General features: G+C 64.5%; 28 protein-coding genes. All 28 read left to right on the top strand.

The genetic code is table 11. The features are described 5' to 3' along the window. Nucleotides 1-109: 109 nt before the first annotated feature. Nucleotides 110-574, top strand: a complete 465-nt coding sequence (locus A5700_RS22115) for a RusA family crossover junction endodeoxyribonuclease (RefSeq protein ID WP_082966241.1) — start codon at nt 110-112, stop codon at nt 572-574. Beyond that, a complete protein-coding gene (locus tag A5700_RS22110; protein WP_068064996.1) occupies nt 571-825 on the top strand; it encodes a hypothetical protein in 255 nt (84 codons plus the stop codon). Before A5700_RS22115 ends, A5700_RS22110 begins: the two co-directional genes overlap by 4 nt. After that, nucleotides 822-1,073, top strand: coding sequence for a WhiB family transcriptional regulator (locus A5700_RS22105; protein ID WP_304440510.1), 252 nt, complete (start codon nt 822-824; stop codon nt 1,071-1,073). Before A5700_RS22110 ends, A5700_RS22105 begins: the two co-directional genes overlap by 4 nt. Nucleotides 1,074-1,224: 151 nt before the next feature. Then, complete coding sequence (locus A5700_RS22100; protein ID WP_156671367.1) at nt 1,225-2,130, top strand: hypothetical protein; 906 nt, start codon at nt 1,225-1,227, stop codon at nt 2,128-2,130. Next, nucleotides 2,130-2,369: a helix-turn-helix domain-containing protein gene (locus tag A5700_RS25625; RefSeq protein ID WP_082960414.1), complete on the top strand. Its 240-nt coding sequence runs from the start codon at nt 2,130-2,132 to the stop codon at nt 2,367-2,369. Before A5700_RS22100 ends, A5700_RS25625 begins: the two co-directional genes overlap by 1 nt. A gap of 287 nt (nt 2,370-2,656) precedes the next feature. Further along, nucleotides 2,657-2,887: a hypothetical protein gene (locus tag A5700_RS26315; protein ID WP_156671366.1), complete on the top strand. Its 231-nt coding sequence runs from the start codon at nt 2,657-2,659 to the stop codon at nt 2,885-2,887. Next, entirely contained in the window at nt 2,887-3,267 is a 381-nt protein-coding gene (locus tag A5700_RS22095) for a hypothetical protein (RefSeq protein ID WP_068068392.1), read from the top strand. The genes A5700_RS26315 and A5700_RS22095 overlap by 1 nt, the downstream gene beginning before the upstream one ends. Then, the gene (locus A5700_RS26310) at nt 3,264-3,422 is read left to right on the top strand and encodes a hypothetical protein (RefSeq protein ID WP_156671365.1); all 159 of its coding nucleotides are present in this window, start codon (nt 3,264-3,266) and stop codon (nt 3,420-3,422) included. The genes A5700_RS22095 and A5700_RS26310 overlap by 4 nt, the downstream gene beginning before the upstream one ends. After that, nucleotides 3,419-3,688, top strand: coding sequence for a hypothetical protein (locus A5700_RS22090; protein WP_156671364.1), 270 nt, complete (start codon nt 3,419-3,421; stop codon nt 3,686-3,688). The genes A5700_RS26310 and A5700_RS22090 overlap by 4 nt, the downstream gene beginning before the upstream one ends. After that, entirely contained in the window at nt 3,688-3,993 is a 306-nt protein-coding gene (locus A5700_RS22085) for a hypothetical protein (protein ID WP_068068386.1), read from the top strand. The genes A5700_RS22090 and A5700_RS22085 overlap by 1 nt, the downstream gene beginning before the upstream one ends. Before the next feature lie 625 nt (nt 3,994-4,618). Beyond that, entirely contained in the window at nt 4,619-5,077 is a 459-nt protein-coding gene (locus A5700_RS22080; RefSeq protein ID WP_068068383.1) for a phage terminase small subunit P27 family, read from the top strand. Continuing rightward, a complete protein-coding gene (locus A5700_RS22075; protein WP_068068380.1) occupies nt 5,077-6,738 on the top strand; it encodes a terminase large subunit in 1,662 nt (553 codons plus the stop codon). The genes A5700_RS22080 and A5700_RS22075 overlap by 1 nt, the downstream gene beginning before the upstream one ends. Before the next feature lie 15 nt (nt 6,739-6,753). After that, the gene (locus tag A5700_RS26305) at nt 6,754-6,984 is read left to right on the top strand and encodes a hypothetical protein (protein WP_156671363.1); all 231 of its coding nucleotides are present in this window, start codon (nt 6,754-6,756) and stop codon (nt 6,982-6,984) included. Next, complete coding sequence (locus tag A5700_RS22070) at nt 6,981-8,486, top strand: phage portal protein (protein WP_068068377.1); 1,506 nt, start codon at nt 6,981-6,983, stop codon at nt 8,484-8,486. The genes A5700_RS26305 and A5700_RS22070 overlap by 4 nt, the downstream gene beginning before the upstream one ends. Beyond that, nucleotides 8,486-9,781: a DUF6582 domain-containing protein gene (locus tag A5700_RS26680; protein ID WP_197502790.1), complete on the top strand. Its 1,296-nt coding sequence runs from the start codon at nt 8,486-8,488 to the stop codon at nt 9,779-9,781. The genes A5700_RS22070 and A5700_RS26680 overlap by 1 nt, the downstream gene beginning before the upstream one ends. Before the next feature lies 1 nt (nt 9,782). Next, the gene (locus tag A5700_RS22060; protein WP_068068371.1) at nt 9,783-11,234 is read left to right on the top strand and encodes a phage major capsid protein; all 1,452 of its coding nucleotides are present in this window, start codon (nt 9,783-9,785) and stop codon (nt 11,232-11,234) included. 87 nt (nt 11,235-11,321) lie between these two features. Further along, nucleotides 11,322-11,495, top strand: coding sequence for a hypothetical protein (locus A5700_RS26295; RefSeq protein WP_156671362.1), 174 nt, complete (start codon nt 11,322-11,324; stop codon nt 11,493-11,495). After that, nucleotides 11,492-11,629 carry a hypothetical protein gene (locus A5700_RS26290; RefSeq protein ID WP_156671361.1) on the top strand — a complete coding sequence of 46 codons (138 nt, stop codon included), beginning with the start codon at nt 11,492-11,494 and terminating at the stop codon, nt 11,627-11,629. Before A5700_RS26295 ends, A5700_RS26290 begins: the two co-directional genes overlap by 4 nt. Then, complete coding sequence (locus A5700_RS22055) at nt 11,626-12,213, top strand: hypothetical protein (RefSeq protein ID WP_068068368.1); 588 nt, start codon at nt 11,626-11,628, stop codon at nt 12,211-12,213. The genes A5700_RS26290 and A5700_RS22055 overlap by 4 nt, the downstream gene beginning before the upstream one ends. Continuing rightward, nucleotides 12,213-12,539 (top strand): hypothetical protein, encoded by a 327-nt coding sequence (locus A5700_RS22050; protein WP_068068365.1) that lies wholly within the window; start codon nt 12,213-12,215, stop codon nt 12,537-12,539. The genes A5700_RS22055 and A5700_RS22050 overlap by 1 nt, the downstream gene beginning before the upstream one ends. A gap of 2 nt (nt 12,540-12,541) precedes the next feature. Beyond that, nucleotides 12,542-13,069 carry a hypothetical protein gene (locus A5700_RS22045; RefSeq protein WP_068068363.1) on the top strand — a complete coding sequence of 176 codons (528 nt, stop codon included), beginning with the start codon at nt 12,542-12,544 and terminating at the stop codon, nt 13,067-13,069. Continuing rightward, the gene (locus A5700_RS22040; RefSeq protein WP_156671360.1) at nt 13,066-13,497 is read left to right on the top strand and encodes a hypothetical protein; all 432 of its coding nucleotides are present in this window, start codon (nt 13,066-13,068) and stop codon (nt 13,495-13,497) included. The genes A5700_RS22045 and A5700_RS22040 overlap by 4 nt, the downstream gene beginning before the upstream one ends. Nucleotides 13,498-13,608: 111 nt before the next feature. After that, complete coding sequence (locus A5700_RS22035) at nt 13,609-14,643, top strand: hypothetical protein (protein WP_068068356.1); 1,035 nt, start codon at nt 13,609-13,611, stop codon at nt 14,641-14,643. A 47-nt stretch (nt 14,644-14,690) separates the two neighbouring features. Further along, entirely contained in the window at nt 14,691-15,185 is a 495-nt protein-coding gene (locus A5700_RS22030) for a hypothetical protein (protein WP_231973751.1), read from the top strand. A gap of 55 nt (nt 15,186-15,240) precedes the next feature. Continuing rightward, a complete protein-coding gene (locus A5700_RS22025) occupies nt 15,241-15,591 on the top strand; it encodes a hypothetical protein (RefSeq protein ID WP_068068354.1) in 351 nt (116 codons plus the stop codon). Nucleotides 15,592-15,606: 15 nt separating this feature from the next. Then, nucleotides 15,607-20,709, top strand: a complete 5,103-nt coding sequence (locus A5700_RS22020; protein ID WP_068068351.1) for a phage tail tape measure protein — start codon at nt 15,607-15,609, stop codon at nt 20,707-20,709. Further along, the gene (locus tag A5700_RS22015) at nt 20,706-22,412 is read left to right on the top strand and encodes a hypothetical protein (protein WP_068068348.1); all 1,707 of its coding nucleotides are present in this window, start codon (nt 20,706-20,708) and stop codon (nt 22,410-22,412) included. Before A5700_RS22020 ends, A5700_RS22015 begins: the two co-directional genes overlap by 4 nt. After that, nucleotides 22,400-23,611, top strand: coding sequence for a hypothetical protein (locus A5700_RS22010; RefSeq protein ID WP_082960411.1), 1,212 nt, complete (start codon nt 22,400-22,402; stop codon nt 23,609-23,611). Before A5700_RS22015 ends, A5700_RS22010 begins: the two co-directional genes overlap by 13 nt. Nucleotides 23,612-23,677: the final 66 nt, after the last annotated feature.

The following is a 23,677-nucleotide window of genomic DNA, read 5'->3' as shown; positions in this document are numbered from 1 at the left end:
GCCCCAGGGGCACGCCCCGTTTCCCGCCCAAAACCCCAGTTCACGTGACCGTGCCCCCGTGCCCCCCCGTATAGGTACGGGGGCACGGGGCGGGCACGGGGATTGGGTCGTGCCCACCATCACCTTCTCCGTGCCAGGAAAACCAGCCCCGCAGGGATCGAAACGTCACGTCGGTCACGGCGTGATGATCGAGTCCTCGAAAGAGGTCGGCCCGTGGCGCGAACGCGTCGCCCTAGCCGCGCACAACGAGATGGTCCGCCAGAACCGCAGCATCCTCACCGGCGTCCCAGTGCGCATCAAGATCGCGTTCGTCATGCCGCGGCCAGCCAGCGCACCGAAGCGATCCACACCACCAGCGATCAAACGCCCCGACATCGACAAACTCACGCGCGCTTGTCTCGACGCCCTCAGCCGCGTGATTTACAGCGACGACAGCCAAGTAGTGGATCTGCGCGTCACCAAACGGCTCGCCGAGCTGGGGGAGACACCCGGCGCGGAAATCACCGTCGCCGAGATTACCGCTGGCAGCCAGCGCAGCCTGCCCGACACCACCAAGGAGCTGACCCTGCTATGACCACCATCGTCCAGTTACGGCCACCGGCACCCAACAGCCAGTGGACCGACGAAGCCCTCCAGCAAGCCGCAGAACTGGTCGAGTTCCAACGCGAACGCGTCACCCAGGTCGGTGACAACGAAACCTCGCTGATGGCACTCGCGTTCGGGGTCGAGCACCTCATTAGCGACGGCACCGAGCGTCAAATCGAGTACCTCGCCGGTGCACTCGCAATCGCCGTGCGGAAGCTGGCCGTCCGATGCACCCGATGACCACCGCTTTGAAAGTCAAGATGCCCTCATGGGTCGATGACGCCATCTGCGCGCAAATCGACCCCGAGGTGTTCTTCCCCGAAACCGGTCAGCACACCACCCATCGTGCTGCCAAACGCATCTGCCGCGGCTGCCCCGTCAAACAAGACTGCCTCGACTGGGCGCTCACCAACGGCGAGCTGTATGGCATCTGGGGCGGCCACTCCCAAGACGAGCGTAAGCGCCTGAAAACCCGGAGGCGCGCGTGAGGATCCGCTGGTCTGACGACCCGCGCCGCGAATGCCGCACTGAGCACCACACCCAGCGCGGCACCCACCTCTGCATCAAAACCGACACCCACCTCACCGACCCGAGAAACGACGACCACCAGTGCTGCTGCGGCACAACCTGGGAGGACCAATGACCCGCGTGCAATGTCAAAAATGCCACGCCAGATCTCACGCCAACCTGTGCGGACGATGCACCAACGACCTGCGTGACATGCTCGTCTCGCTGGCCCACGGCCCGGTCACCGCCAACGGCCAGCACGCAGCCGGATGGCTCGAGCATTTGGCGGAAGCCGCACTCGGCCTCACCCGGCTCGGTGAAATCGCGCGGCGCAACAGAAACGAAGTCAGCGCCATGCGCCTCGACCCGCGCTGCAGCGAGCTGCTCGACTACGTCCGCAGCGTCCTCACCGAGTGGACCAAAGACATCTGCAAGACCCACAAGCTCGACATCCCTTCAGTGCAAACCACATCCGGGATCGCGCTCTGGCTCGCCGAGCACGTCACCGCCCTCGCCGCCGACGAAGGCGCCGGCGTCGCCTTCCGTGAGATCGCGGAGATTATCAAAGACATCGAGAAGCTCGTCGACCGGCCAGCAGGCCGCCGCTTCTGTGGACCGTGCCCCAGCGTCCTCGATGACCACGACACCATGCACACCCACGGCCGGCGTTGCGGCACAGCGCTGCTCGCCAGCCGTGACGCCACCGAAGTCACCTGCCCCACCTGCAAAGCGACCCACGGAATCGACGCCCTGATGGCGCAACTGCGGGCAGACCTCGACTCGTGGGCCTTCACCTGGTCCGAAATGATGAACCTCGTGCTGCCGATGTTCGGCGAGCGCATCCCCACCAGAACGTTCCGCTCGTGGATCGCCACAGGCAAGCTGCAAGCCACCGGCTACCGGCGATCGGATGGCACCTTCGTGTTCGTTCGGCTGGCCTCCACCGACAAGCCCGCCTACAGGTTGGGTGACGTGCGGCGCCTCCGTGAAGCCAAGCCACAAAAGTCCAAGACCGGCGCCGCAGCGAGGAGTGCCTGATGCCCAATGTTCGATTCACCCTTCCACCAGCCGCATTACCGCGGCTCGGCGCGACACTGCGCCGTCTACGCAAAGACGCCGGGCTAAACCAGCACGCCATGGCCAAACGGCTCGACACCACCCAAACCGGCGTCAGCTCGTGGGAGACCGGGCGTCACATGCCGACGCTTGTCGTACTGCACCGATACGCTGAAATCTTCGGCCTCACAGTCTCCGAATTGCTCAAAGATGTTCTCTAGATATTCAATTCGTGATGTAAGTACGTGACAAAGCTGTCCGACACTTGCACCCTGAAGTGGGCAGCACAACTATGCCCAAGATCCAAAACCAGCCGCCGTAGCACCCATCGGGTCCGGCGGCTTGTCGTATCAAGTGCCGTGCGGATCGGGGTCGGAATGACCACTGTGACACCACCACGCTTCCCTGCGACACTCGTCAACGACCTCAACGCCACACTCGCTCGCCTACGCCGAGCCCGCACTGAGAACGACACCGAAGCGGTACTAGTCGCGGAAGCGAGGCTAAATTGGTTGCTCGAGACCAAGATCCAACGCCCTACTCCCGCGGCGGCCTGATCACCGTCCATCCAGACGCCGATCCCGACGAGTTCCTGGCCCACCTCAGGTCTATGCCCTGCGGCCCGTTCATCCCCGCGAGCATCGCCAAGCAATTCGGAGCCAGCTTCCTCCAGCAGCTCAACGACAACACCTATCAGCGTTATTCACAGACCCGAGACCACGTTTGGGAAGGCGACTGATGCCCCGCGACGACGCCGCCAAGCTCATCGGCAACAACCTCGGTGACCTTCCCACACCGGACGGCAAGCGCATCCGCTTCATGCACCACAGCCAGTTCAACCTCGGCCAAACCGACGACGTCAAAGCGAAGATGGCCAAGCGCGGCGAGCAGGTCGGCAAGGCGATCATCCACCTACTCGAGAGCGACGGCTACCGCATCACCCACGTGGCCGACCCGAAACCCGCCGAGCAGACCGGCCGCAAAGTCGCCAAAGCGTTCTGCGCCCACTGCGCAGCACAGCTAGTCAACATCGCAGTCGATGACAACCTCGAAGCCCACCTGAGCGCCCAGGCCGTCCGAATGCTCACCCAACTCGACCCCGACTGCCCGCACCGGTGAGCATCGCCATCCAATGGATCCTGCTCGCCGTCGCTGGCATCGCCGCCATCGGTAGCTGGTACGAAGCCGAACGCGCCGAAAAAGCCGCACACCGAGCACAACAAGCCGCCGACCGAGCACAGCGGGCACTCCACCGGATTCAGGGGAACAAGTGAACCAACCGAAGTTCGGTCCGCGCGGCAAGCCACCAATCCCGCCATTGCCACCGGTGCTGTCGCAGATATTTCCGAAGACCAGTGCGACGATGCGGAAACTCACGCCGTCGCAGGCAATCGGGTTCATCGAACTGCTCATGCGTCAGTTGAACAAAGACGAACGACTCCCGGTCCACTGCACGATCACCAAGCGCAGCCCCTTCAAGCTGACCATCGACATCGACGTCATCGCACCAGCACTCGAAGCCCCGGCCAAGGAAAACTGATGACCGACACCATCACCGGCGCAGCCACCCCAAGCAGCGGCGACGGCAAGCCCCGCGGCATCTTCCTCGACGTCCACCCACGCCTCGACGACGAATTCGCCGCCACCGTCGCCCAAGCAGTAAGCACCGCCGTAGAACAAGCACTCCGCAACGTCCTCTTCGGCATCAACCTCACCGAAGACGAACGCCTGGCAGTCGAAATGCACCGAGCGCAACGCGAAGCCAACACCATCCAACAAGAAATTAACCGCCGCGGCGCACACCACACCATCCGTGAGTCACTGCACGCACGCGACGCCGGTTAACCGCGCCGGACCTCGCCCATCGCCACAGCACGTGCCAACAAAGCCGCCCACTCCCTGCACCCGCTGCGGTGCTCCGTCCGTCAAAGGTGGCCGCTGCGCCACCCACTCGCGACAAGCTGACCGCGCGAGAGGCACCAGCTACGAACGCGGCTACCGGACCGACGAACACGAAACCTTCCGCGACCAAGTGCTCGAGCGGGATGGACGCCGCTGCCAATGGCCCGATGGATGCGACCAACCCGCAACGGTTGCCGATCATCACCCCATCACGCGACGGGCACTAGTGGCACGAGGCCTTGATCCCAACGATCCGAGTCGAGGCAGAGCGTTGTGCAAACGGCACCATGACATGCACACCGCCGCCACCTCCATCGCCCGACGCGAGCGGTAGCCCCTCCCAGCAAACCCCATGGGGGGTCGAAATCCCTGACCGCGCGTGCCGCCGACCGTTTGCCCGGCGACCTCGCGTCTTGACAAGTTTTGCGCGAAATGTGGAATCCGCCTGACCGGCGCAAATCCGTTAGCGATGGCAAAGATCCTCCGCGCGCCGTCATTCAGCCCGCATAGCCGGTCGGTGATCGCAAACGCCAGCAAACGCTCTGCTAATCGATGAAAGGGGTCTGACGTGGGTAAACGTGGCCCCGCGCCGAAGCCGACCCATCTGAAGGTGCTGTCCGGTACCCGTGAGGACCGTCTGAACCGCGAGGAGCCAACTCCCGGTGAAGGCGTGATCGCCCCTCCGGTGCCGCTGCCGGAGGACGCGATGGCGGTGTGGAACCGCTTGGCGCCTGACCTGATTCGCAAGCGGGTGTTGACCGCTTGGGACGTGGATGCGTTCGCCGAGTTCTGCCGGACGGTGGCCATCTATAACCGCGCGGCCCTCGAGGTTGAGTCGCTGCCGTTGACGGCGCAGGGGTCTGCGGGCGGTGTGACGGTTCAGCCAGCTTTCCGTGTCATGCAGGCGACTGCGCAGATGATGCGGTCCACCGGCCAGCGGTTCGGTCTGACGCCGGGGGATCGGGCGGCGTTGAAGGTGTCCTCTGACGAGGCGCCGAAGGGCGGCGGGGAGCGCCTTCTGGGCTGATGGCTGCGCGGCAGAAACGGTGCGGCTACACCCTCGATGGGCTTGAGTGCAAAAAGGTCGGTAAGCACTTCTGCGTTCCTCGTGCCAATCACGCTCAAGCGTTTTTCGAGGAGCTGCTGCAGCACACCAAGGGTGAGCACGCGCGGCAGCCGTTCATTCCCGAGGACTGGCAGCGCGAGGACATCATCCGGCCTCTGTTCGGTCATGTCATCTGGTCGGATGAGTCGCAGAGTTACCGGCGGCAGTTCCGTATTGCGTGGATTGAGCTGAGCCGCAAGAACGGTAAGTCGGAGCTGCAGGCCGGGATTGCGCTCTATCTGCTTGTCGCTGACGGTGAGGAGTCCGCCGAAATCTTCGGTGTTGCTCGCAACCGCGAGCAGGCGTCGGTGGTGTTCGACGTTGCGGCGCAGATGGTTCGGTTTTCGCCGGTGCTGGCGAAGCGGTTGAAGATCACCCCGCACCGCAAGCGGATTTATGACCAGCGGACTAACAGCTTCTACCAGGTGATTGCCGCCGACGCGCCGGGACTGTTGGGTTCCAACCCTTCTGGTGTGATCGCGGACGAGATTTTGGCGTGGCGGGACAAAGACGTGTGGGACTCCCTGCGCACCGGTATGGGTACCCGCCGGCAGCCGCTGATGGTGGCCGCCACGACCGCCGGGAACGATTCGGAGTCGTTCGCCGGCCTGATGCACAAGGAAATGCAGGCGGTCGCGGACGAACCGTCCCGGTCACCGCACATCTTCACCTATCTGCGGAACACCCCGGTGGATGCCGACCCGTGGGACGAACGGAACTGGTATCACTCCAACCCGGCGCTGGGCTCGTTTCTGAAGATCGAGTCGCTGCGTGAGGAAGCACTTGAGGCGCAGAACAACCCGATCGCGGAGATGGCGTTCCGCCAGTACCGGCTCAACCAGTGGCAGAACTCCGCAGTGCGGTGGATGCGGATGCACCTGTGGGACAAGTGCGCCGGAACGATCCACCGGAACGCCAAGGCCACGCTCGAGGCGTTCACGGACCGGGAGTGCTGGTTCGGTCTGGACCTCGCTGCCCGCCAGGACTTGACGGCTATCTGCTACCTGTTTCCGTCCGACGACGGCGTGGACCTGGTGTGGCGGATGTGGGCGCCGGAATCTGCGGTCGCTCGTTTGGATCAGCTCAACAACGGTCGGTTCACCGAGTTCGCCAAGGACGGGTGGCTGACGATCACCCAGGGTGACGTTCTGGACTACGAGAAGGTCTACGCCGACATCGAGTCCGATGCCGCGCGTTTCACCATCCTCGGTGGCGACGCCGACAAGTGGTCTTCAGACCCCGTTATCCAGGAAATCGAGTCCCGGACCTACATCAACGGGATCTTCGCCTATACCAACGACTTCACACACATGTCGGACGGGATGCACCGGATCTTCGACATGGTGACCGAAGGCAAGTTCCGGCACCACGGAAATCCGCTGGCGCGCTTCTGCTTCGAAGCCTGCGAGGCCCGTGTCGCCAAGTACGACCCAGACCTCATCCGGCCCGACAAACCGAACCGTACCACCGCATCGAAACGGATCGACGCGGTGCCGGCGGCGGTGATGGCCGTCAACGCCTGGCACACCCGTGGCGGTGACACCTACTCGGTCTACAGCGAGCAGGACGTCCTCATCCTCTGACAGAAAGGTCCGCGAATGCGCCCAAATCGCCTCATAAAGCGGGCCATTCGCCGGCGTTTCGCCGTCACTTTGACCGGCAGCGAAGGCTCTTTCAACGGCGTTCTGGTCGACAGTGACGACGTCACTTGGGTCTTCGATGACTGCGCGACGGTGCCGTTGACGCCGGACGCGACGCCCGATCCCATCGTTGGACGGGTCTACGTCGACCGGGTGAACGTCGCCTACCTTCAGGAACTCCCGACGTGATCCTCGCCAATGGCGGATTCTCGCCGATTGCCCCGCAGGCATTCGCCGAGACCGCGCCGATGTTCTACAGCTCGTACTTCGTTCCACGGACGGGCCTTGAGTTAGAGACCCGGTTCGCCACGTACGGCGAGATGTACCGGGTCCAACCGATGATCAACGCGGTCGTCAACAAGCTGGCCAACAACATCGCCCGGCTGAACATGTTCGTCTGGGACGAGGCTTCGCCCACCGGCAAGGTGCTCGATCAGGACAGTCCCTACGCGAAGTTGATCGCCAACCCGTGTCCGACAATGGACACCTACAGCTTCCTGCGCTGGACATGGGCTACACGCCTGATTTACGGCGAGGCGTACTGGATCAAGCTGCGTGAGGGTCGCGGCAACCAGATCACCGGGTTCGTTCCGATGCATCCGGCGATGACTCAGATCCACCGCGAGTCCGACGGGTCGCTGCGGTATCGCTTCATGGGGCAGCCGAACGAGGAAATCCGCGAAGAGGACGTCGTCCCGTTCCGGGAGTACAACCCCGACGACACGATGCGGGGCCTGTCGCGACTTGAGGCGTTGCGTTCGACGCTGATGAACGAGGATTCGTCGCGTCGCGCCACCGCGTCGTGGTGGAAACGCATGGGGCGCCCGTCTTTTGCTCTCAAACTCGACGGGAAGCTCGACCCCAAGGGCAAAGAGCGGCTGCGGCAACAGTTTGAGCAGCAGTACAGCGGTTCGACGAACGTCGGCGGCGTCATGGTGCTCGAAAACGGCACCGAGGTCACGCCTTTGCAGTTGACCGCCGAGGAAATGCAGTACATCGAGTCGCGGCGCTTCAACCGCGAAGAGGTCTGCACGGTTTTCGACATGCCGCCGGCGGCGTTGCAGATCATGGATCACGCCACGTTCTCCAACATCACCGAGAACATGCGCTCGGTGTACCGCGACACGATGGCGCCGCACATCGAGGAGTTCGAGTCGGCCCTGGACACGCATGTGGGGTCGGAGTTCAACGGCGACAAGTACGCCCGGTTCGCTGTGGATTCCGTTCTGCGGGGCGATTTCGAGAAGCGCGCCCTCGCTCACGCCCAATTGGTCATGGCGGGCATCGAGAAGCCAGCCGAGGCCCGGCCTTCGTTCGACCTCGACGACGCAGGACCAATCGCGGACAAGCTCTACGCCAACAGCGCAATTCAGCCTCTCGGCCACCCGGCCATGGCGGAGCGCCTCACCATCGCAGGTCAGATCGGTCAGCCCACCCCAGCGGACCAGTACCCGATTGTCGTGCCGCCAGCCACCCCAGGCGGCTCGGCGACCCCGGTACCGAGGTTGGTCCCTGGACTTCCGGCGTCGGAGCCAAGTCCGAAGGCGCTGAAGTACATCCGCGACATCGGTGGACACATCGGTGGCGGCAAGTCGATCCAAGAGGCAGTCCGAGTGCTGCTCGACAAGTACCCCGCCGACGAGGAAGCGATTCGCGAGGCGTGCGGACTGATCATCGAAAGGACCGTCTAGTGCCCGAGAAGTTGTTCACCAGCGGCGCTACGCAAGAGCTAGGTGTTCGCCCCTCATTGGTGACTAAAGACGCCACGGCGCAGGTCATTCCAGCCGAAGACGAAGCACCTAACGGTTCGTTCGACGTCATTTTGTCCACCGACGCCCTCGACCGGGACGGCGACCGGCTCCATGCCGACGAGTGGAAAACCCCTCTGCCCGAGCACATCACGTTCGATTCCGATCACGGCATGAGCGTGGCCACCACGGTCGGATCAGGCAAGCCGTTCATCAACGAGAAGGGGCAACTGCAGGTCCGCGGCACGTTCGCCTCGACGCCGCATGCCCAGACGGTTCGGACGCTGGTCAACGAGGGTCACATCAAGACCGTCTCGGTTGCCTTCTCAGAGCAGCGGCACCGCAAGGACGCCAAGCCTGTCCGGGAACTGCTCAACGCAGCATTCGTGGCTGTCCCCGCCAACCCGGAGGCGGTTGTGCTCTCGTCCAAGTCTGACAAAAAGCCATACGGGGACGTGCCTTACGCCGACCCCGGCTACCAGCAGGACGGCAAGGCCCGCTACCCGATCGACACCGCGGACCACGTCAGAAGTGCTTGGTCGTACGTCAACCAGCAGCGCAACGCCTCGCAGTACACCGCCGAGCAGCTTTCCACGATCAAGCAGAGGATCCGGTCAGCAGCCCGCCGGTTCGGGATCGAAATCGCAGGCGACGACAAGGCGTTCACCATCGGCGCCTACCTCAAGTGGGTCACTGAGCAGAAGGCCGCTGACGGGATCAGCGACGCCCAAGGCGGCGACCGGGCCAATCCGACCATGCAGGAACTCATTCAGGCCATCCACGACGCCGCCTACCACCTCGGCGCCATGTGCAGCACCGGTGAGATCACCGACTTCGACACCGGGGCCAGCTCTGGCGCCAACAAGTCCGCCAGCGGAGTAGTGACCAAGGACGCCCGCAAGGTGCTGGCCGGCCTCGACGCCACCCTCGATGAGGCCACCAAACTCTCCGCCAGCGTTGACCGCTCAACGCTCCCCGGACCTGTGGGCCAGGCGCTGGATTTGCTTGTCGCAGCGCAGGAATCCGCGGGCCGCCTCATGGCCCTGATGGGCGTCTACGACCCCGACAACCCCACCAATGCTTCCGGCGATTCTGCCGGTTCGCCGCAGGGATCAACCGACGACTCGACCGCCGCGACCGCCGCCAAGGCCGCCGCCGCCGCCGACGACTCCGCTGAGCGCGCGGCGCTGCGAGCCCGATCGCTCGCATTCCTGATCAAAGCCAACACGAAGGACTGAAATGCCCAATAAAGAATCCCTTCGCCAAGAGGCGAAGGAACTCGAAGCTGCCGTCAAGGAGAAGAGCGCGGCGTTCGACAACGGTGACATCACCGTCGCCGAGTTCTCGCAGTACATGGAGAACGCTGAGAAGCGCAACGAGGAAATCAGCACCGCCATCAAGAGTTACGACCGGGCCAAGGCTTTCCGCTCGGCCGCCGACTCCGGTGCTGACCAACCGCAGGACGACCCTGCCGCCCCGCCGGTGGGTCAGCACCTCAAGCAGATCAACGACACCTTCGCCCAGTTGAAGGCTCACGCGGCCAACCGGCAGCGTGGCTCGTTCAGCCTCGAGTTCGGCTACAAGTCGTTCCTCGACGACGCCGGACTCAAGACGCAGGGCGTCACCGGGCTGTCGGGTGAGGCCGCCAGTGGCACCACGGCTCCGTCTGAGCTGTCGGGTTACTTCCTCGGAGGTACGGCTGGTCCCGCGATCGCCCCGGAATTCATCCCCGGCATCGTGGAACTGCGTTTCTACCCCAACGTGATCGCACAGCTCTTCCCGGAGATGCCGGTGTCGAGCCCCGTGGTCACGTACGTGCGGGAGGCGTCGTGGACCAACAACGCCGCAGCGGTCAACGAAGGTGCGACGAAGCCGACTTCGACGCACAGCTTCAACCGCTACACCGAGCAGGTCGGCAAGATCGCCAACCTCGCCCGCGTCACCGACGAGTTGATTCAGGACGCCCCGTACGTGTGGGCGTTGATTCAGCGTCGTCTGGCTCAGGGTGTGCAGCGTCGTGAAGAGGTGGAGTTGCTCGCCGGCTCGGGCTACCCCGGCGCCAACGGCCTGCTGAACCGCAGCACGGGCTTCACACAGTCCGCGGCACAGACGGCGGTGACCAACCTGGTCGTCCCGGCCGCCAACACCCCTGGTGCTGGCGTCGGTTCGGACACGGTCGCCTCGGTGACTCCGGGTCGCGCGATCACCGGCGACAGCGGTGTCGCCCCGACCGGCCCGCAGATCGCGGTGGGGATCTTGGAGATGCTGACCGACATTCGCGTCAAGCAACTCTTCGAGCCCGACGCCGTGGTGATGAACCCGATGGATTGGGTCACCGTGCGGCTGTCGACCGACAACAACGGCCAGTTCATGGGTGGGTCGTTCTTCGGTCGAGACTACGGCTACCCCAACAACGCTGGCGGCAACGGCACCGGTGCCGTCGAGCAGTTCACCCTGTGGGGCAAGAAGACCGCAACCACTCCGGCGTGGCCGGCGGGCTACGTCCTGGTCGGTGACTTCGCCGACGCTGGCGCGGTCATCCGCAACGGCGGTCTGCGAGTCGACATCGCCAACCAGAACGGCACGGATTTCGAGCAGAACCTGTGGACCGCGCGCGCGGAGGAAAGGGTCGGTCTGCTGATCGAGCGCCCGGAACTCTTCGAGCTGGCTGTCCTCAAGAACGGCTCGTAAGCCTGATTCACCGAAGCCGCAGCAGCACCCCAGTCGCGCTACGCCTCTGGGGTGCTGCTCGTGGTGCCCACCCGAGGAGGGATCTGGATGGTTTACACCGCCCGCATCAACGAGTACGTCCACAACGCCGCGACCACCCAAGGCCCGCTGACCGAGGGCGTCGAGGCCGACAAGCCCAAGCGCGACGACGTGGCGACGAAAGTCGTTCAGAGTCCACGCAAGTCCGACCCCAAGAAGAACCAGGACGTCGAGACCAAGTGATCGCTGAACGGGACGAGTCGCCTCGCGACGACCCGGAGGTTGAGGGCGTCGACTACGTGATCCGGCCAGTGATGACACGGCTGCCCGACGGCAACTACGGCCCGGTCGACATGAAGGTCCGCCTGAGCACATGAGCCTCGTAACCGCGTCCCAGGTGCCGGCGTTCATCGCCGCCAACTACGACGACGACAGCCTCAACGCCGCCTTGTCGTGGGCGTCGAGCAGCGTGGAAGCGTACTGCGAGCGGCACTTTGCTCAGGTCGTGGACGACACCGCGATCGTCGATCCCTACTGGCCGGGACGTACGGCTCTGCTGCCCGACCCGCCAGTCACAGCCGTGTCCTCGGTGCAGGCGTGGCTGCCGCAGTCGGGGCAGATGACGTGGGTGTCTCTGACCAACTACAACTGGCAGCCCGACGGCCTGATCTGGGACACCACAGGCGAAGTCGGTATCCCGCAACTCGGCCCGCACTGGCCCCGGTTGCGCCAGTCGCTGAGGGTCACCTACACCCACGGGTTCATCACTGAAGGTGATGACGCAAATCTTCCGCAGCCCATCATCGATGCCGTCATCAAAGCTGCGGCCGGCTATCTGGCGAACCCGTACAACCTGACTGAGCGCAAAGCCGGCGACGCCACCTACCGCTGGTCGGACCGCGAGAAGACGACACTGCTCGATGACTCGCTGCTCGGGGCGTACCGGCTGGTGTCGCTGTGATGAGCATGGGCCCTCACACGGTGACGTTCGTGACCATCACCGAGGGCGAACCTGGCCGCGTCGGACCCACCGAGGTCAAGACGCAAACCGATGTGACCGGGTGCTTCATGCAGCCGCTGAGCGCCTCCGAAGTCATCACCGAAACCGACGTCCAGACCGAATTGTGGCGCTGCCTGGCCCCACCCGTAGACGCCGTCACTGCCGCGAACCCGAACGGCGAGTTGATCTTCAACGGCGACACCTACGAAATCACCGGTGTGAAGCCGTTCTACGACTTCGCCGGCCTGGATCACGTCACGATCGACTGCGAACTGCAACGGGGATAGCGATGAGCATCGAAAGCGAGATCCTGGCGCAGATGTTGACCGATGCCGGCGTCGACGTTGAGGTTGACAAGCTGGCGCACCAGATCGCTGGCGAAATCAAAGAGCTGTCACCGGTCTTCGGGGAGACCGGTCACGATGAGAAGCGCAGCGCGCCGCCCCACGGCTCACCCGGCGACTACCGGGACGCCACCAAGGTCATCCTGCACCCCACGAAACCCCATGCCCGCCGCGTCATCAACGACGACTACAAGGCCGTGTGGATCGAGTTAGGCAGCCGGCACATGCCTGAGTACGCGCCGTTCGCGAAAGCGGCAGCACTACATGGCGGTACCGGTCCCGACTTCGCTGAAGGCGTCGAGCGCGCTCAGCAGAACCTGCGCGGCGAGGTCGAGAAGCTCACCAAGCTGATGGCCGAAGGCGCAGCGGCCCACGAGATCACCGCTCAAAGGGGCCGTGTCAACCAAGCGCGGCAAGCCCGGTCGGCGGCGTTCAACGCCGCAAGACCACGGCGAAGGGGCCGGCGACGATGACCACACCGGTATTTCCCTTGGCGCCACCCAGTGTGAGTGAAGTCGTCGTGACGTGGCTGCGACCCCTCGGCGACCCGAATGGCGTCGGGACCGACCGCCCTTCAGGCGCTGTGCTGCCTTATCGGATGGTCACCCCCGTAGCGGGCACCGATCAGTACAAGGTGATGCAGCGTGCAATCGTCTCGGTCCACACATTCCACAACAACATGGACGACGCCGAATCGGAAGCACAACTCACCCACCAGCGGATGCTCCTCCTCGGTCCGCCATTCTCGGCGCCACAGCAGGTGACGATCAGCAATAACCGTGTCGTGACACCGATTTCCTGCGACACGGTGCAGATCCCCACATGGGTTGACTACCAAGACAACACCATTCGCCGCTTCGTAGCCCGCTACGAGGTCGCGCTGCACTTCATGGCGACCTAAACGCCGTCCCACCCACATTCTCGGCCTGTCGAACCGGCAGGCCGCCAGACGTCATGCACGCCTTGCGAATCCAGGCCAAGGCGCCGTCTCCCATCGAAAGGAAAACTGATTATGACGCTGCCTGACTCCGGCGCGAACTGGGCAACCGCCCTCGAGCCGAGCCTGAACCCGCTGGCAGTTCGCTACTGGCAGATCACCGACGTGCTGATCCGCGACTACTTGAAGGCGGACGGCACGGTGTTCAACCTGACCGACCCCGCCGTTGGTCTCGGCTCCGCTGGATTGTTCACCCCGTTCGCTGCGGACGGCACGATCCGTGAGGATCTGCTGATCACTGCGTCCGGTGACAACCAGGGCTTCTACCACATCGGTGAACTCAAAGAGGACACCACGTCGATCACCCCGGACGAGACCGTGCAGGAAACCCCTACGGCACAGTCGGTTCGGACCGTGCGCAACGTGCTGACGAAGTTGGGCGACAAGATCGCCTTCACGCCGGTCGAGGCGACCCCGCTCGTCGACTACCTGCGTTACGAGTTGCCGCTGCAGAACGTCCCGGATGTCGGTACCGCCGGCTACCAGGTGTCGCGGCCTCCGTTCGACATGCTGCAGGAGCGGATCATCGTGCTGCTCGGTGTGGACACCGACGGTCAGCTCCGCGCTGAGGTCTTCCCACGCGTCGTCACCGACCGGAAGGGCAAGACCGATCTGCAGCGCAAGAACCCGGAGTCGCTGGAACTCACCTACTCGGCGCTGGTCGACCCGTACAGCCAGGCTGTGTCGTGGATCTGCCGTGAAGGCATCGCGTGGCGTGCGCTCGGCGGTGCTCCGACGTTCTCGACGACCGCTCCGGTCGCGACCGCAGTGGCGGGTGGGAAGGCTACGGTCAGCGTGGCCGAGCCGACCGGCTTCGACGTCACCGACGCGCAGTACACGGTGGCGCAGCAGGAAGGCGGCTCTGGCTCGTACACCGCCGCGACGCTGGCTTCGGGTACCAACCCGACCGGTCGTGGCACCGGCACGCTGACCTTCACCGTGCAAGGGCTGACCGCGGCGGACACGTACAAGTTCCAGGTCACCGCGACGGGATCGAACGACGCGACTTCGACTACGCAGCCGTCGAACTCGATCACCGCTCTCTCGTAACCCGATCACTCACCGGGGCGTCTGTTACTGCATGGCCAGGCGCCTCGGTGAGCTTCCACATGCAGGCAGCCATGCAGAGAAACGAGATTCAAGCCATGCAGATCAACCCCGTCAGTCTGGAAGAGGCCCGCGAGCAGGCAGCGGAGTCCTTGGGCCTGATGAAGTCCGTCTACGTCAAGGCCGCGAACAGTGACGAGCAGTTCGAAATTCCGAACCCGTCGATGCTCGACGACGAGCAGCAAGCCCGTTACGACCAGATGCAGTTGGACATCGAAAACCTCGACCGGGCACCGGACGTCACCGACAACGACGGCAACGTCATCCGCCGGGGCGACATCCTCGAGCCGTACCGCAAGGACGGCAAGCTCGTCGACAGCCACGGAGTCATGTTGGCAAAGGCCATCTTCGGCGACGCCGGATACAAGAAGTTCAAGGCAGCCGGCGGGCGTTCCTCCGACGTGACCCTGGTCTGGTGGCAGATGAACGCCGCCCTGGCCAAGAAGCGTCGGGAAGACCCCAAAAGTAACGAAGGCGATAGCTAGATGGCGGCCCTTCGCGGCCAAGATCGAAGCTGACTTCCGCGAGTTCTACCACGGCGTGACCGTGGCGCAGTGGCATCGCGGCGATATGAGCAGCCGCGAGTTCCTGGCGCTGCTCGACGGTTTGCCAGCCAAGTCGAGGTACAAGGGCGCGCTGAGAGGCGTGCCCTTCGGCCTCGACTACGAGTGGGCACCTGAGGAATACCGGGCCGCGGCTCTGGCGCGGCAGCTCGCGCCGCTGAACGCCGAAGGCGACATGGAGGTCAGCCGAATGCTTTACGAGTCGTACTTCTCACCCGTGGAGCGGTGGGCGATGGACGCCAAGCAGAAGGCTGCGCAAGAAAACAGCCAGGGCGCTAAGAGCGCGTACCGCTCTGCCCTCTACGCACGAGTACCTGAAAGGCGGTGACTCACAACAATGCCAGTGTTTTTGGACGTTGAGTCACGCCTGGACCGCGCCTCGGCTGCTGCCGCTGCCCGCGAGATCACCTCGGTCTTCGATGATGTCGGGCGAGGCATCAATAGGGGGCTCGGTGCCGCTCTCACCGACGCTTTCAAATCGTTCAGGACCGACCGCACTCGCGCCGAAATCGACGCGCTGAAGGCGAAGCTCACCGAAGCCGCTCAGGCTGAGGACTTCCTGGCGCAGAAGGCGGAAGCCGCGTCTCTGCGGTCGGTGGCCGCATGGCGGTCCGCCGAGGAGGCGGTGGACAAATACACCGCGTCCAGTGCTAGAGCCATGAGGGCCACCGCGGCGGCGACCGATGCCAGCGCCGCAGCCGCGGTGGCGACCAGTAGGCACGCCAAGTCGGTGGAGGACACCAAAGCCGCCCACGACAACCTCACGACTGCTGTCGCGGGGTCCACTGGGGCGCTCAGCCGTTTCCACGGAGCGGCCACGATCGCGTCTGCGGGCATCGTGGGCGGATTCGTCGCTGCCGCAGTCGATGCCACCAAGGCCGCCGGCGACTTTCAGGTGCAGTTGACCCGGCTTAGCACGGTCGGTGGTGAGCTTCCCAAGAACATGAAGGTCGTTCACGACGGCCTGATGGAACTGGCCAGCCAAACTGGATGGAATCCCACCGAATTGGCCACCGGGATGCTGAAGGTTGAGCAGGCTGGCTACCGGGGCGCCGAGGCCCTCAACGTCATGAAGGCCGCCGCTCAAGGCGCTGCCGAGGAAGGCATTGGTCTGGATGAGGCCGCCAACGCGGTCACCACCACCCTGCATGACTACCACCTCGGCGCCGACCAGGCCGCCAACGTTACGTCCAAGCTGATCGAGGCAGTCCGACTGGGCAAGACCACCTTTGCCGACTTCACGGGCGCGCTGCATAGTGTGGAGCCCACTGCGGCTGCTGTCGGTGAGAGCCTCCAGGATCTGCTGGCCACCCTGTCGATGCTGACGCGGTCGGGTATGGGCGCCGACCAGGCCGGGCAGAACCTGAACTTCGCCCTGAACGCGCTGCAAAGGATCGGCCCGAAGCAGGCCGAGGGGATGGCCGCGATCGGGGTCGACCCCCGCGAGGTTCCGCAGATGCTGCGCAGTCGGGGATACATCCCGACCGTCCAGGCGATCCGCAGTGCTGTCGATCAGCGTTTGGGGCCAAACGGTGAGGTCATCCTCGGAGCCTGGGAGAACAACCCGGCGTCGCAGGGTCTGGAGAGGCGCCAGTACGAGGGTCTGTCTCCCGCGGAGCGGGCTGTGGCCGATCGGATCACTAGCGGCCAGCTTTCGCAGGCGGACTTCCGCAGAAGCCGCGGGGGACTCGGGGTTACCGAGGCCCGGATCGTTGACCAGTGGATGCAGACCCACGAGCGCAACCAGGGATTCAACCGCGTCCTGTCAGGTCTGCACACCGACCAGTTGAGTGAGCTTCAGGCGCTCAGCAACGCCCTCGGCGGCGACGTTGCCACTCGTACCGCCTTGCAGGTGACCGACAGGAACAACGGCGAAGCCATGCGGGACCGGCAGGACATCGCCAACGCCCAGGCGGATCCGAGCGGGAACGTCATGGAGTTCCAGCGGTCTCAGCAGAACTTCAACGCGCAGTGGAAAGACTTCAAGGCGTCGGTAGATGCCCTCAAGATCGAGTTCGGCGAGGACTTCCTGCCGATGGCGACCAACTGGGTGAAGTCCCTTGAGACCGGCGTGCATTGGATGCAGCAGCACAAGGCGCTGGTCAAGGATCTCATCGAGGACGCCACCATCTTGGCTGGCCTGTTCCTGGGCATGAGGCTGGCGACCGGGCTGGTGAACAGCGTCAAGAGCTTCCGGGAAGCATTCGGCCTGACTAAGAAGGCTGTTGACGAGACCAATACCTCGCTGCGTGAATCCGGCACGGCGGCTCAGGCCGGTGCCACCGGCGTCAACGCTGCCGCCACTGAAGAATCCAACGCCCAACAGCGCGTCAAAGCCGCTGTGTACCAGGCCAATCAAGAGCTGCGCAGCAGCGGTAACGCTGCCCAGGCTGGTGCCTCGGGTGTCAACGCCGCCGCCGACGAGGAGATCTCGGCGGAGAACAGGCTCGAGACCGCTGCCGCCGAGGCCAATGCGCAGATGCGTGGTGCTGGTGCCGCAGCCGAGGCCGGCGCGGCAGGTGTTGTGGCTGCAGCAAACACTGAGGTTGGCGCCATGGGCAGGGTGATGGCGGCGGCGAACAGGGCCAGGGCTGCACTTGCGGTTGCGGGCGGCATGGCGCTGTCGATGGGCGGAGATGCCCTGCAAGCCAATACAAGGCCGGGAACCGCACCGAACAAATGGGGTGTTGTCGGTTCGGATGCGGGAACGGGAGCCACGGTTCTCGGCGGAATCGGGATGCTCTTCGGGCCGGAGGTCGGCGTCCCCGCTGCGATTGTCGGTGGGATAGGCGGTGCTGCTTGGGGGGCCTGGGATCAGTTCCTCAGTGGTGACCACGACGGTCCTTCGGCTCCCGAAACCCCTGACAGCGGACCGGTGCCGACACCGCCGGACCAGCCCACGCCGGACACCAGTCAGCCCAATGCGGACCTGACGGCACCTGTGCCGGATACGTCGCAGCCCGAGGCGCGGGACACTCCGTATGCCGGTGGTGGCGGCGGAGGTGGCGGCGGCAAGAAGGCCAAGGACGAAGATCCGCTAGACCAAGACCTCAAGAGGATTGAGCGTCTGCAGACGGAAGCGAACGAGATCCAGGCGCGTATTGCCGACGATAGGAACTCGAGCGACCCGGCCCGCCGCGGCGAAATCCCTTGGCTTCAAAAGAAGCTAGATGAGATCAACCGAGAGCTTTCCGGGATTAGAGGGGAAGGCCGCGGCGGCAGCGGAAGCGGCTCGCCGTTCATGCCCGTCAAACTCGATGACAACTGGCTACAGGGCGGTCTGCCGGGTCTGGTTCGCAACGCCATTGGCTTTGTGGAAGACCTGGTGCTTGGGCCGATGGAAGTTGCCGCCTTCCACGGTATCCCGGACTTCGAAGGCGCGAGTGTCGACGGCGGTAGGCGCTCCCGTCGCGGCAGGCGTCGTGAGGAAGGTGTGGGAGCAGAGTCTGGCACGGAAGGCTCCGGTGGTCTGCTCGGTGGAATCCCTGGCGCGCTCCCCGGTACCAGTGGTGCTGGGCAGGGAGTGGTCCCGGTCTTTGTCACCAACTGGGGATCTGGTGGTCCCGGTGGTGGTGGCCTTGGCGGTGCGGGATTGGCTGCCGGAAGCGCCTCGGGCGCTGGTGGTTTCGGGGGCGGTGGCCCTGCGTCGGCGTCCGGCACTGGCGGTGTCAGTGGGGGTGAAGGCGGCGGTGGCCCAGCCGGTGTCGGTGGTCCTGTCGGTGCACCCGCTGGCCCTGGCGCTGGGGCACCTGACGCTGTTTCGCCGCCAGCCGCGCCGTCTGTTCCGACCGCGGCTGGCCCGCTGCCGCAACTGAACGGAGCCGATCCCGGCGGTTACATCCCCGGCGGATGGGGAGTGAACAGTCCTCGCACCGCCCAGGACCGCAACCTGCGGGACTACATCATCGCGAAAGGCAAGTCCCTCGGGCTGCCCGACAACGTCATCGTCGCCGCACTGGAGGCGTGGGGCGGCGAGTCCGGCTTCAGGGCGAACCCGCCTCTGGGTGACAGCGGGCTCGCGCATGGCCCCTTCCAGATCCATCCGGGACAGCAATCGACATTCGGGATCTCCGACGCGGACCTCAACGATCCAATAAAGAACGCCGACGCTTGGTATTATGCCTACACCCACGGGCGGCACACCAATCCCAACGCCGCGCCGAATGCCATCGCGCAGGGAGTCGAGCTGTCCGGCGCAGGCCAATACGACCAGGGCGGTAACTACCGTGTCCACGCGCAAGAAGCACGGGGGATGCTGGACGACTACAACAGGCGTCATCCGGCACCGCCACCGGGACAGGCCCCCGTCTTGCCGGGCGCTCCGCAGTCCAGTGATGCCCGCGGCGCGTTCCTGCCTCTGCTCGGACGCCACATCGGTGACTTGTCGAACGATGAGCAACGAGCCCTGTTGAAGAACGCTTTCACAGCGCCACCGGCGATCCCGCGGATGACCCATGGGATACCGGGCGTTCCGATCGGGCCTGCCCACGCCTACGCCTTCGGCGGCCTGGTCAAGTACTTCGCCACGGGCGGTCCGTCCGGCACGGACACGATCCCGGCGTGGTTGAGCCCAGGCGAGTTCGTGATGAACTCCAAGGCGACTCAGCAGTGGTTGCCGTACCTGCAGTTCATGAACAGCGGCGTGGGCCACTACGCCCCCGGCACCGGCGATCCGGTGCAGCCTGGCGCACCCGCGCCGCCGCCTGGTCCGGTGGCGCAGCCTCCCGCGGCGCCCAACATCAAGAATCAGCAGCAACAGTCGCCGTTGAAGATCGGGCAGCCCAGCCTGAAAGCAGCGGAGGCGGCTCAGCCGGGCCAGCCACCAGCGGGTGGCGCGCCGGGGGCTGCCGACCAGCCGCAGGGTGCCCTCGGTAGCGACATCCACAACTTGCCCGGCCTAGCGCAGCCCGGTGGGCAAGACCCGAACCAGCAGCCCGGCCAAGGGCTGCCCGCGTCGCAGGGAATCGGTTTCGGTGGCGGCATTCTCGGCTCGGTCGAGGGCGCGGCTGAGAGCGCCGCGTCGATGGCCGCGAACGCTTTCGCTCCGGGATCGGGTTCTGCCGCGAGCAGCGTCATGTCGATCGCCTTCCAAGAGATTAACCGCGCCGCCTCCTACGGCGCGCAACTCGGCGGCATTGCCGCGGAGGGGTTGCTTGAGGCACTCGTGCCGAGCGGTGGAGGCAGCGGCGGTGACTGGATGAAGACCATTCCCGGCCGGCTGCTCGCTGGTGTCGCTGGCGTTCGACCAACTGGACAGAACACCGCCGGAAACACCAAAGGCACAAACGATCCGGCCCAACCGCCGGGCTCGGATCAACCCAACGTCGGACAGGCGTTCTACGGCGACGTACACGTCCACGCCCAGAACCCGAACGAATTTGAGCACTGGGGCAACAGGCAAGGCGAAATGGCCCAAAACACCTACACGAGTTCACAAGGCCGATGAGCACCTACCCATCGGGGCCACTGACGCCCCTTGGCGCGAGCCTGCTCGCGGAAGGCACCGACTACCACCTGTGGGCCAGCTCCCAGGACGGCAGCTCGCAGTTCTACCTCAACGGCGCTCTGGCGCCGATCGCTCCCGGTGTCCCCGGACAGGACGGCATGATCGTGACCGGCGAAAGAGGGCTCGGCTCTCCACCGTTCAAGCACATCGACTTGCAGGCCGCCCTGCAGGACGGTGTGACGTGGACCAACACGGTCTATGAGCCCGGCCAGATCGACTTGGACCTCGAGGCCCACGCGCGGACACCGCAGGCGTTGCAGGCGCTGATCGACGAGTGGAAGGGCATGTGGAACCCACGCACGCTGGTGCGGCTGGAACACATCACCCTTGACGGCGGCTACTGGTACTGCGACGCGCGGTTGCTGCCCAAGTCGTGGGGCGATCAGAACAAGATCGAGGCTCGCCGGCTGCGGATGTTGAAGATGACGCACTCGTGCCGCATCGACAACACCTTCTGGTTGGGGATGGACTCGACGTGCAGCTTCTCCCCGTCGTACGAGTCGTTCGGCGACAAGTTCACCACCCCAACCGATTCCGGGCTGGGGGATGACTGGGCGGTCACCTACTCAGAGGGTCACACCGGGCACGTCTATGTCGCTGAGTCGGGTGGGGTCTATTGGGCTGACAGCGGCAACAGCACCCAGTCGGTGGTGTGCATTTACAACACCCCGACCGACACCGACGACCAGATCATCACCGTAAACATGGGTGGCTCGTTCGACGGTGTCACGATCCTCAACGAGGCGTTCAACGACATCTGGGGTCGGGCGGATAGCACCGGAGCTAACGGGATCCGTGTTCGCATCGCGTGGACCGGTGTCATCATCGAACGCTTCAACGACGGTGTCCCGACGCTGCTGTGGTTCCAGCCGCTGCTGATCCCGCCGCTGCCGAACGAGCCGTGGACTCTGGTCTGCGGCAGTAAGGCCGGATCACCGCGGTCGTTCGCGTTGCAGCGCTCCGGGATTCAGATCCTGTCGTTCACCGAGTCGAACGACGGCAGCGCGTTGGGTGCCGACTACCGCTACGCCGGATTCGGTGGGCAGACCGCTGGCGGTTTCGATGGCGCTCCGATGGCCAGCTTCATCCCCGTGGCGGGGTTCGCCGCCGCCGACAACGAAGCGGTGGCAACGGTTTCGGGCTTCATCCAACTGACCAACGTTGGTGACCAGGACGGCTGGCCCCGCTACTTGGTGTACGGGCCGGGCACGTTCAGTTTCGCTGATGGGCCGAACAGCGACACGATGATCAGCTTCGGCCCGCTCGAGGACGGTCAGGTCGCATTGATCACGACGCTGCCGCGGTTGCGGTCGGTGGTCGACCTGACGCCGGGCACCACGTCCCCGGCCACCGCTAGCGCCGCGCAGAAGGGCCTGCTGCAAAGCCTGCTGAGCTATGTCACCAACGGCATCGTCGGTGCGCTCGACCAATTGGAGTCGCTGTTCGGTGTGCTGCCGCCGCAGACCACCACTAGCGCAGCGGGCCTCTATTCGCTGCTCAACGGAAGGTTCAGCAACCCCATCCCCGGTGTGGAGACACCATCGCAGGCTCAGCCGGTGCTGATCCCCGTCACTATCCAAGGCGGCAACGCTTCCTCGAAAGTGATCGCTGCCCTGACTCCGATGCGGACATGCCCCGCCTGAACATCGCTGATCCGGCTTTCGTTCAGCAAGCACTGCAAGGCGCATGGGGCGCCTCGATGGCGATGGAAGTCGCTACCTCGGTGGCCGCGCTCGAGCAGAACCCGCCGCAGTCCGCGGTGCGGCGCATGTTCGACCCGTACTACAACCTGGTCGGCGAGATCAACGACCACATCGAGTTGCAACTCAAGGACGGGCGGCAGATCCTGCCCGCCGGCCACCTGAGCCTCAAAGCATCTGACCCGCTGGCGGACACCGCCATCACATGCGAATCCACCGTCGTCCCAGTCATTTACGACAAGGGCGGCTACCGATGGTCGGGCCGCGTCGATGTCGCGCACGACCAGTTCAAAGAGGGCAAGCGGACCGTCGAGTGCGAGCTGATCGGCGACAAGCACTGGCTCGACCGCATTTTGGCGTGGCCGAACCCGTTCCTGCCTATCTGGGTGCAAGACCCGTCCGAGTGGTTCGGGATGGGTCCGGGCCTCACTGTGATCTCCACCCTGCTGCAAGAGCAGGCGTGGCGCGTCCAGTCAGGCTGGATGGAAATCATCAACGACATCGGCTCGCTGGACCTGAACCTGCAGGGCTGGTTCCAAGAGCTGCAGGCCGACCTCGCGAGCGTGGGTCAGGGCCTCACCCTGAGCGATGTCCTGCAGGCGGTCTACACCCCGATCTGCGTGATCCCGGTCAACCCGGCCACCGACACGTCGGCGTGGATCGAAATCAACGGCAGGATGGACACCTGCTGGAAGCTGATTCAGCAGCAGTTGCTGGACAACGGATTCGACATCACCGCGGTGATGTGGCTGCCCGGCGAGCCGCAGCCTGAAGGCGTCATCTTCCCGCTGACAAAGCCGACAGTCGTGGTGCGGGTGGTGGACCGCTCCGGTTTCACCGGCCCGTGGGGGCCGTTCGAGGGCGTCCTGGTCGACGCCACCCAGCTCGAGGGCGCGATGGAGGGCAACGCCCTGGCGCCGCTGCTGGACCCGAACGACAACCAGCCCTACGTCGCAACCGACCTTGGTGAGTACCTCGCGCCCACTGTCGGAGTGGACTTCGTAACCCCGTGGGTCATCCTGGATCTCGATGTCGATAAGAGCGGCATCATCGAGTACAGCGTTGACCATCACCATCCACTTGCTTGGCAAGTGGTGACAGGTGGGCAGAGCCCCAAGGTTCACGCCCTCTCGGGAAACTGAGGGGGCGTGGACCTTTGGACCCTAAAAGTGGGTTAACGACTTAATCAACGCCACCCTCGAGTGGCT

It is taken from the genome of Mycobacterium sp. E1214 (genome assembly GCF_001666755.1).
In the GTDB taxonomy this organism is placed as follows: Bacteria; Actinomycetota; Actinomycetes; order Mycobacteriales; family Mycobacteriaceae; genus Mycobacterium.
Note: the sequence above shows the minus strand (reverse complement) of the source record. Positions and strands in the feature narration are given on the sequence as shown.

What these genes read in the sequence shown, in the direction of transcription:
- A5700_RS26305 (WP_156671363.1), top strand. Translation starts at nt 6,754, where the DNA reads ATGCGCCCAAATCGCCTCATAAAGCGGGCCATTCGCCGGCGTTTCGCC.
- A5700_RS22100 (WP_156671367.1), top strand. Translation starts at nt 1,225, where the DNA reads ATGACCCGCGTGCAATGTCAAAAATGCCACGCCAGATCTCACGCCAAC.
- A5700_RS22110 (WP_068064996.1), top strand. Translation starts at nt 571, where the DNA reads ATGACCACCATCGTCCAGTTACGGCCACCGGCACCCAACAGCCAGTGG.
- A5700_RS22040 (WP_156671360.1), top strand. Translation starts at nt 13,066, where the DNA reads ATGACCACACCGGTATTTCCCTTGGCGCCACCCAGTGTGAGTGAAGTC.
- A5700_RS26295 (WP_156671362.1), top strand. Translation starts at nt 11,322, where the DNA reads ATGGTTTACACCGCCCGCATCAACGAGTACGTCCACAACGCCGCGACC.
- A5700_RS22105 (WP_304440510.1), top strand. Translation starts at nt 822, where the DNA reads ATGACCACCGCTTTGAAAGTCAAGATGCCCTCATGGGTCGATGACGCC.
- A5700_RS22085 (WP_068068386.1), top strand. Translation starts at nt 3,688, where the DNA reads ATGACCGACACCATCACCGGCGCAGCCACCCCAAGCAGCGGCGACGGC.
- A5700_RS22045 (WP_068068363.1), top strand. Translation starts at nt 12,542, where the DNA reads ATGAGCATCGAAAGCGAGATCCTGGCGCAGATGTTGACCGATGCCGGC.
- A5700_RS22015 (WP_068068348.1), top strand. Translation starts at nt 20,706, where the DNA reads ATGAGCACCTACCCATCGGGGCCACTGACGCCCCTTGGCGCGAGCCTG.
- A5700_RS22050 (WP_068068365.1), top strand. Translation starts at nt 12,213, where the DNA reads ATGAGCATGGGCCCTCACACGGTGACGTTCGTGACCATCACCGAGGGC.
- A5700_RS22010 (WP_082960411.1), top strand. Translation starts at nt 22,400, where the DNA reads ATGCCCCGCCTGAACATCGCTGATCCGGCTTTCGTTCAGCAAGCACTG.
- A5700_RS25625 (WP_082960414.1), top strand. Translation starts at nt 2,130, where the DNA reads ATGCCCAATGTTCGATTCACCCTTCCACCAGCCGCATTACCGCGGCTC.
- A5700_RS22055 (WP_068068368.1), top strand. Translation starts at nt 11,626, where the DNA reads ATGAGCCTCGTAACCGCGTCCCAGGTGCCGGCGTTCATCGCCGCCAAC.
- A5700_RS22060 (WP_068068371.1), top strand. Translation starts at nt 9,783, where the DNA reads ATGCCCAATAAAGAATCCCTTCGCCAAGAGGCGAAGGAACTCGAAGCT.
- A5700_RS22035 (WP_068068356.1), top strand. Translation starts at nt 13,609, where the DNA reads ATGACGCTGCCTGACTCCGGCGCGAACTGGGCAACCGCCCTCGAGCCG.
- A5700_RS22095 (WP_068068392.1), top strand. Translation starts at nt 2,887, where the DNA reads ATGCCCCGCGACGACGCCGCCAAGCTCATCGGCAACAACCTCGGTGAC.
- A5700_RS22075 (WP_068068380.1), top strand. Translation starts at nt 5,077, where the DNA reads ATGGCTGCGCGGCAGAAACGGTGCGGCTACACCCTCGATGGGCTTGAG.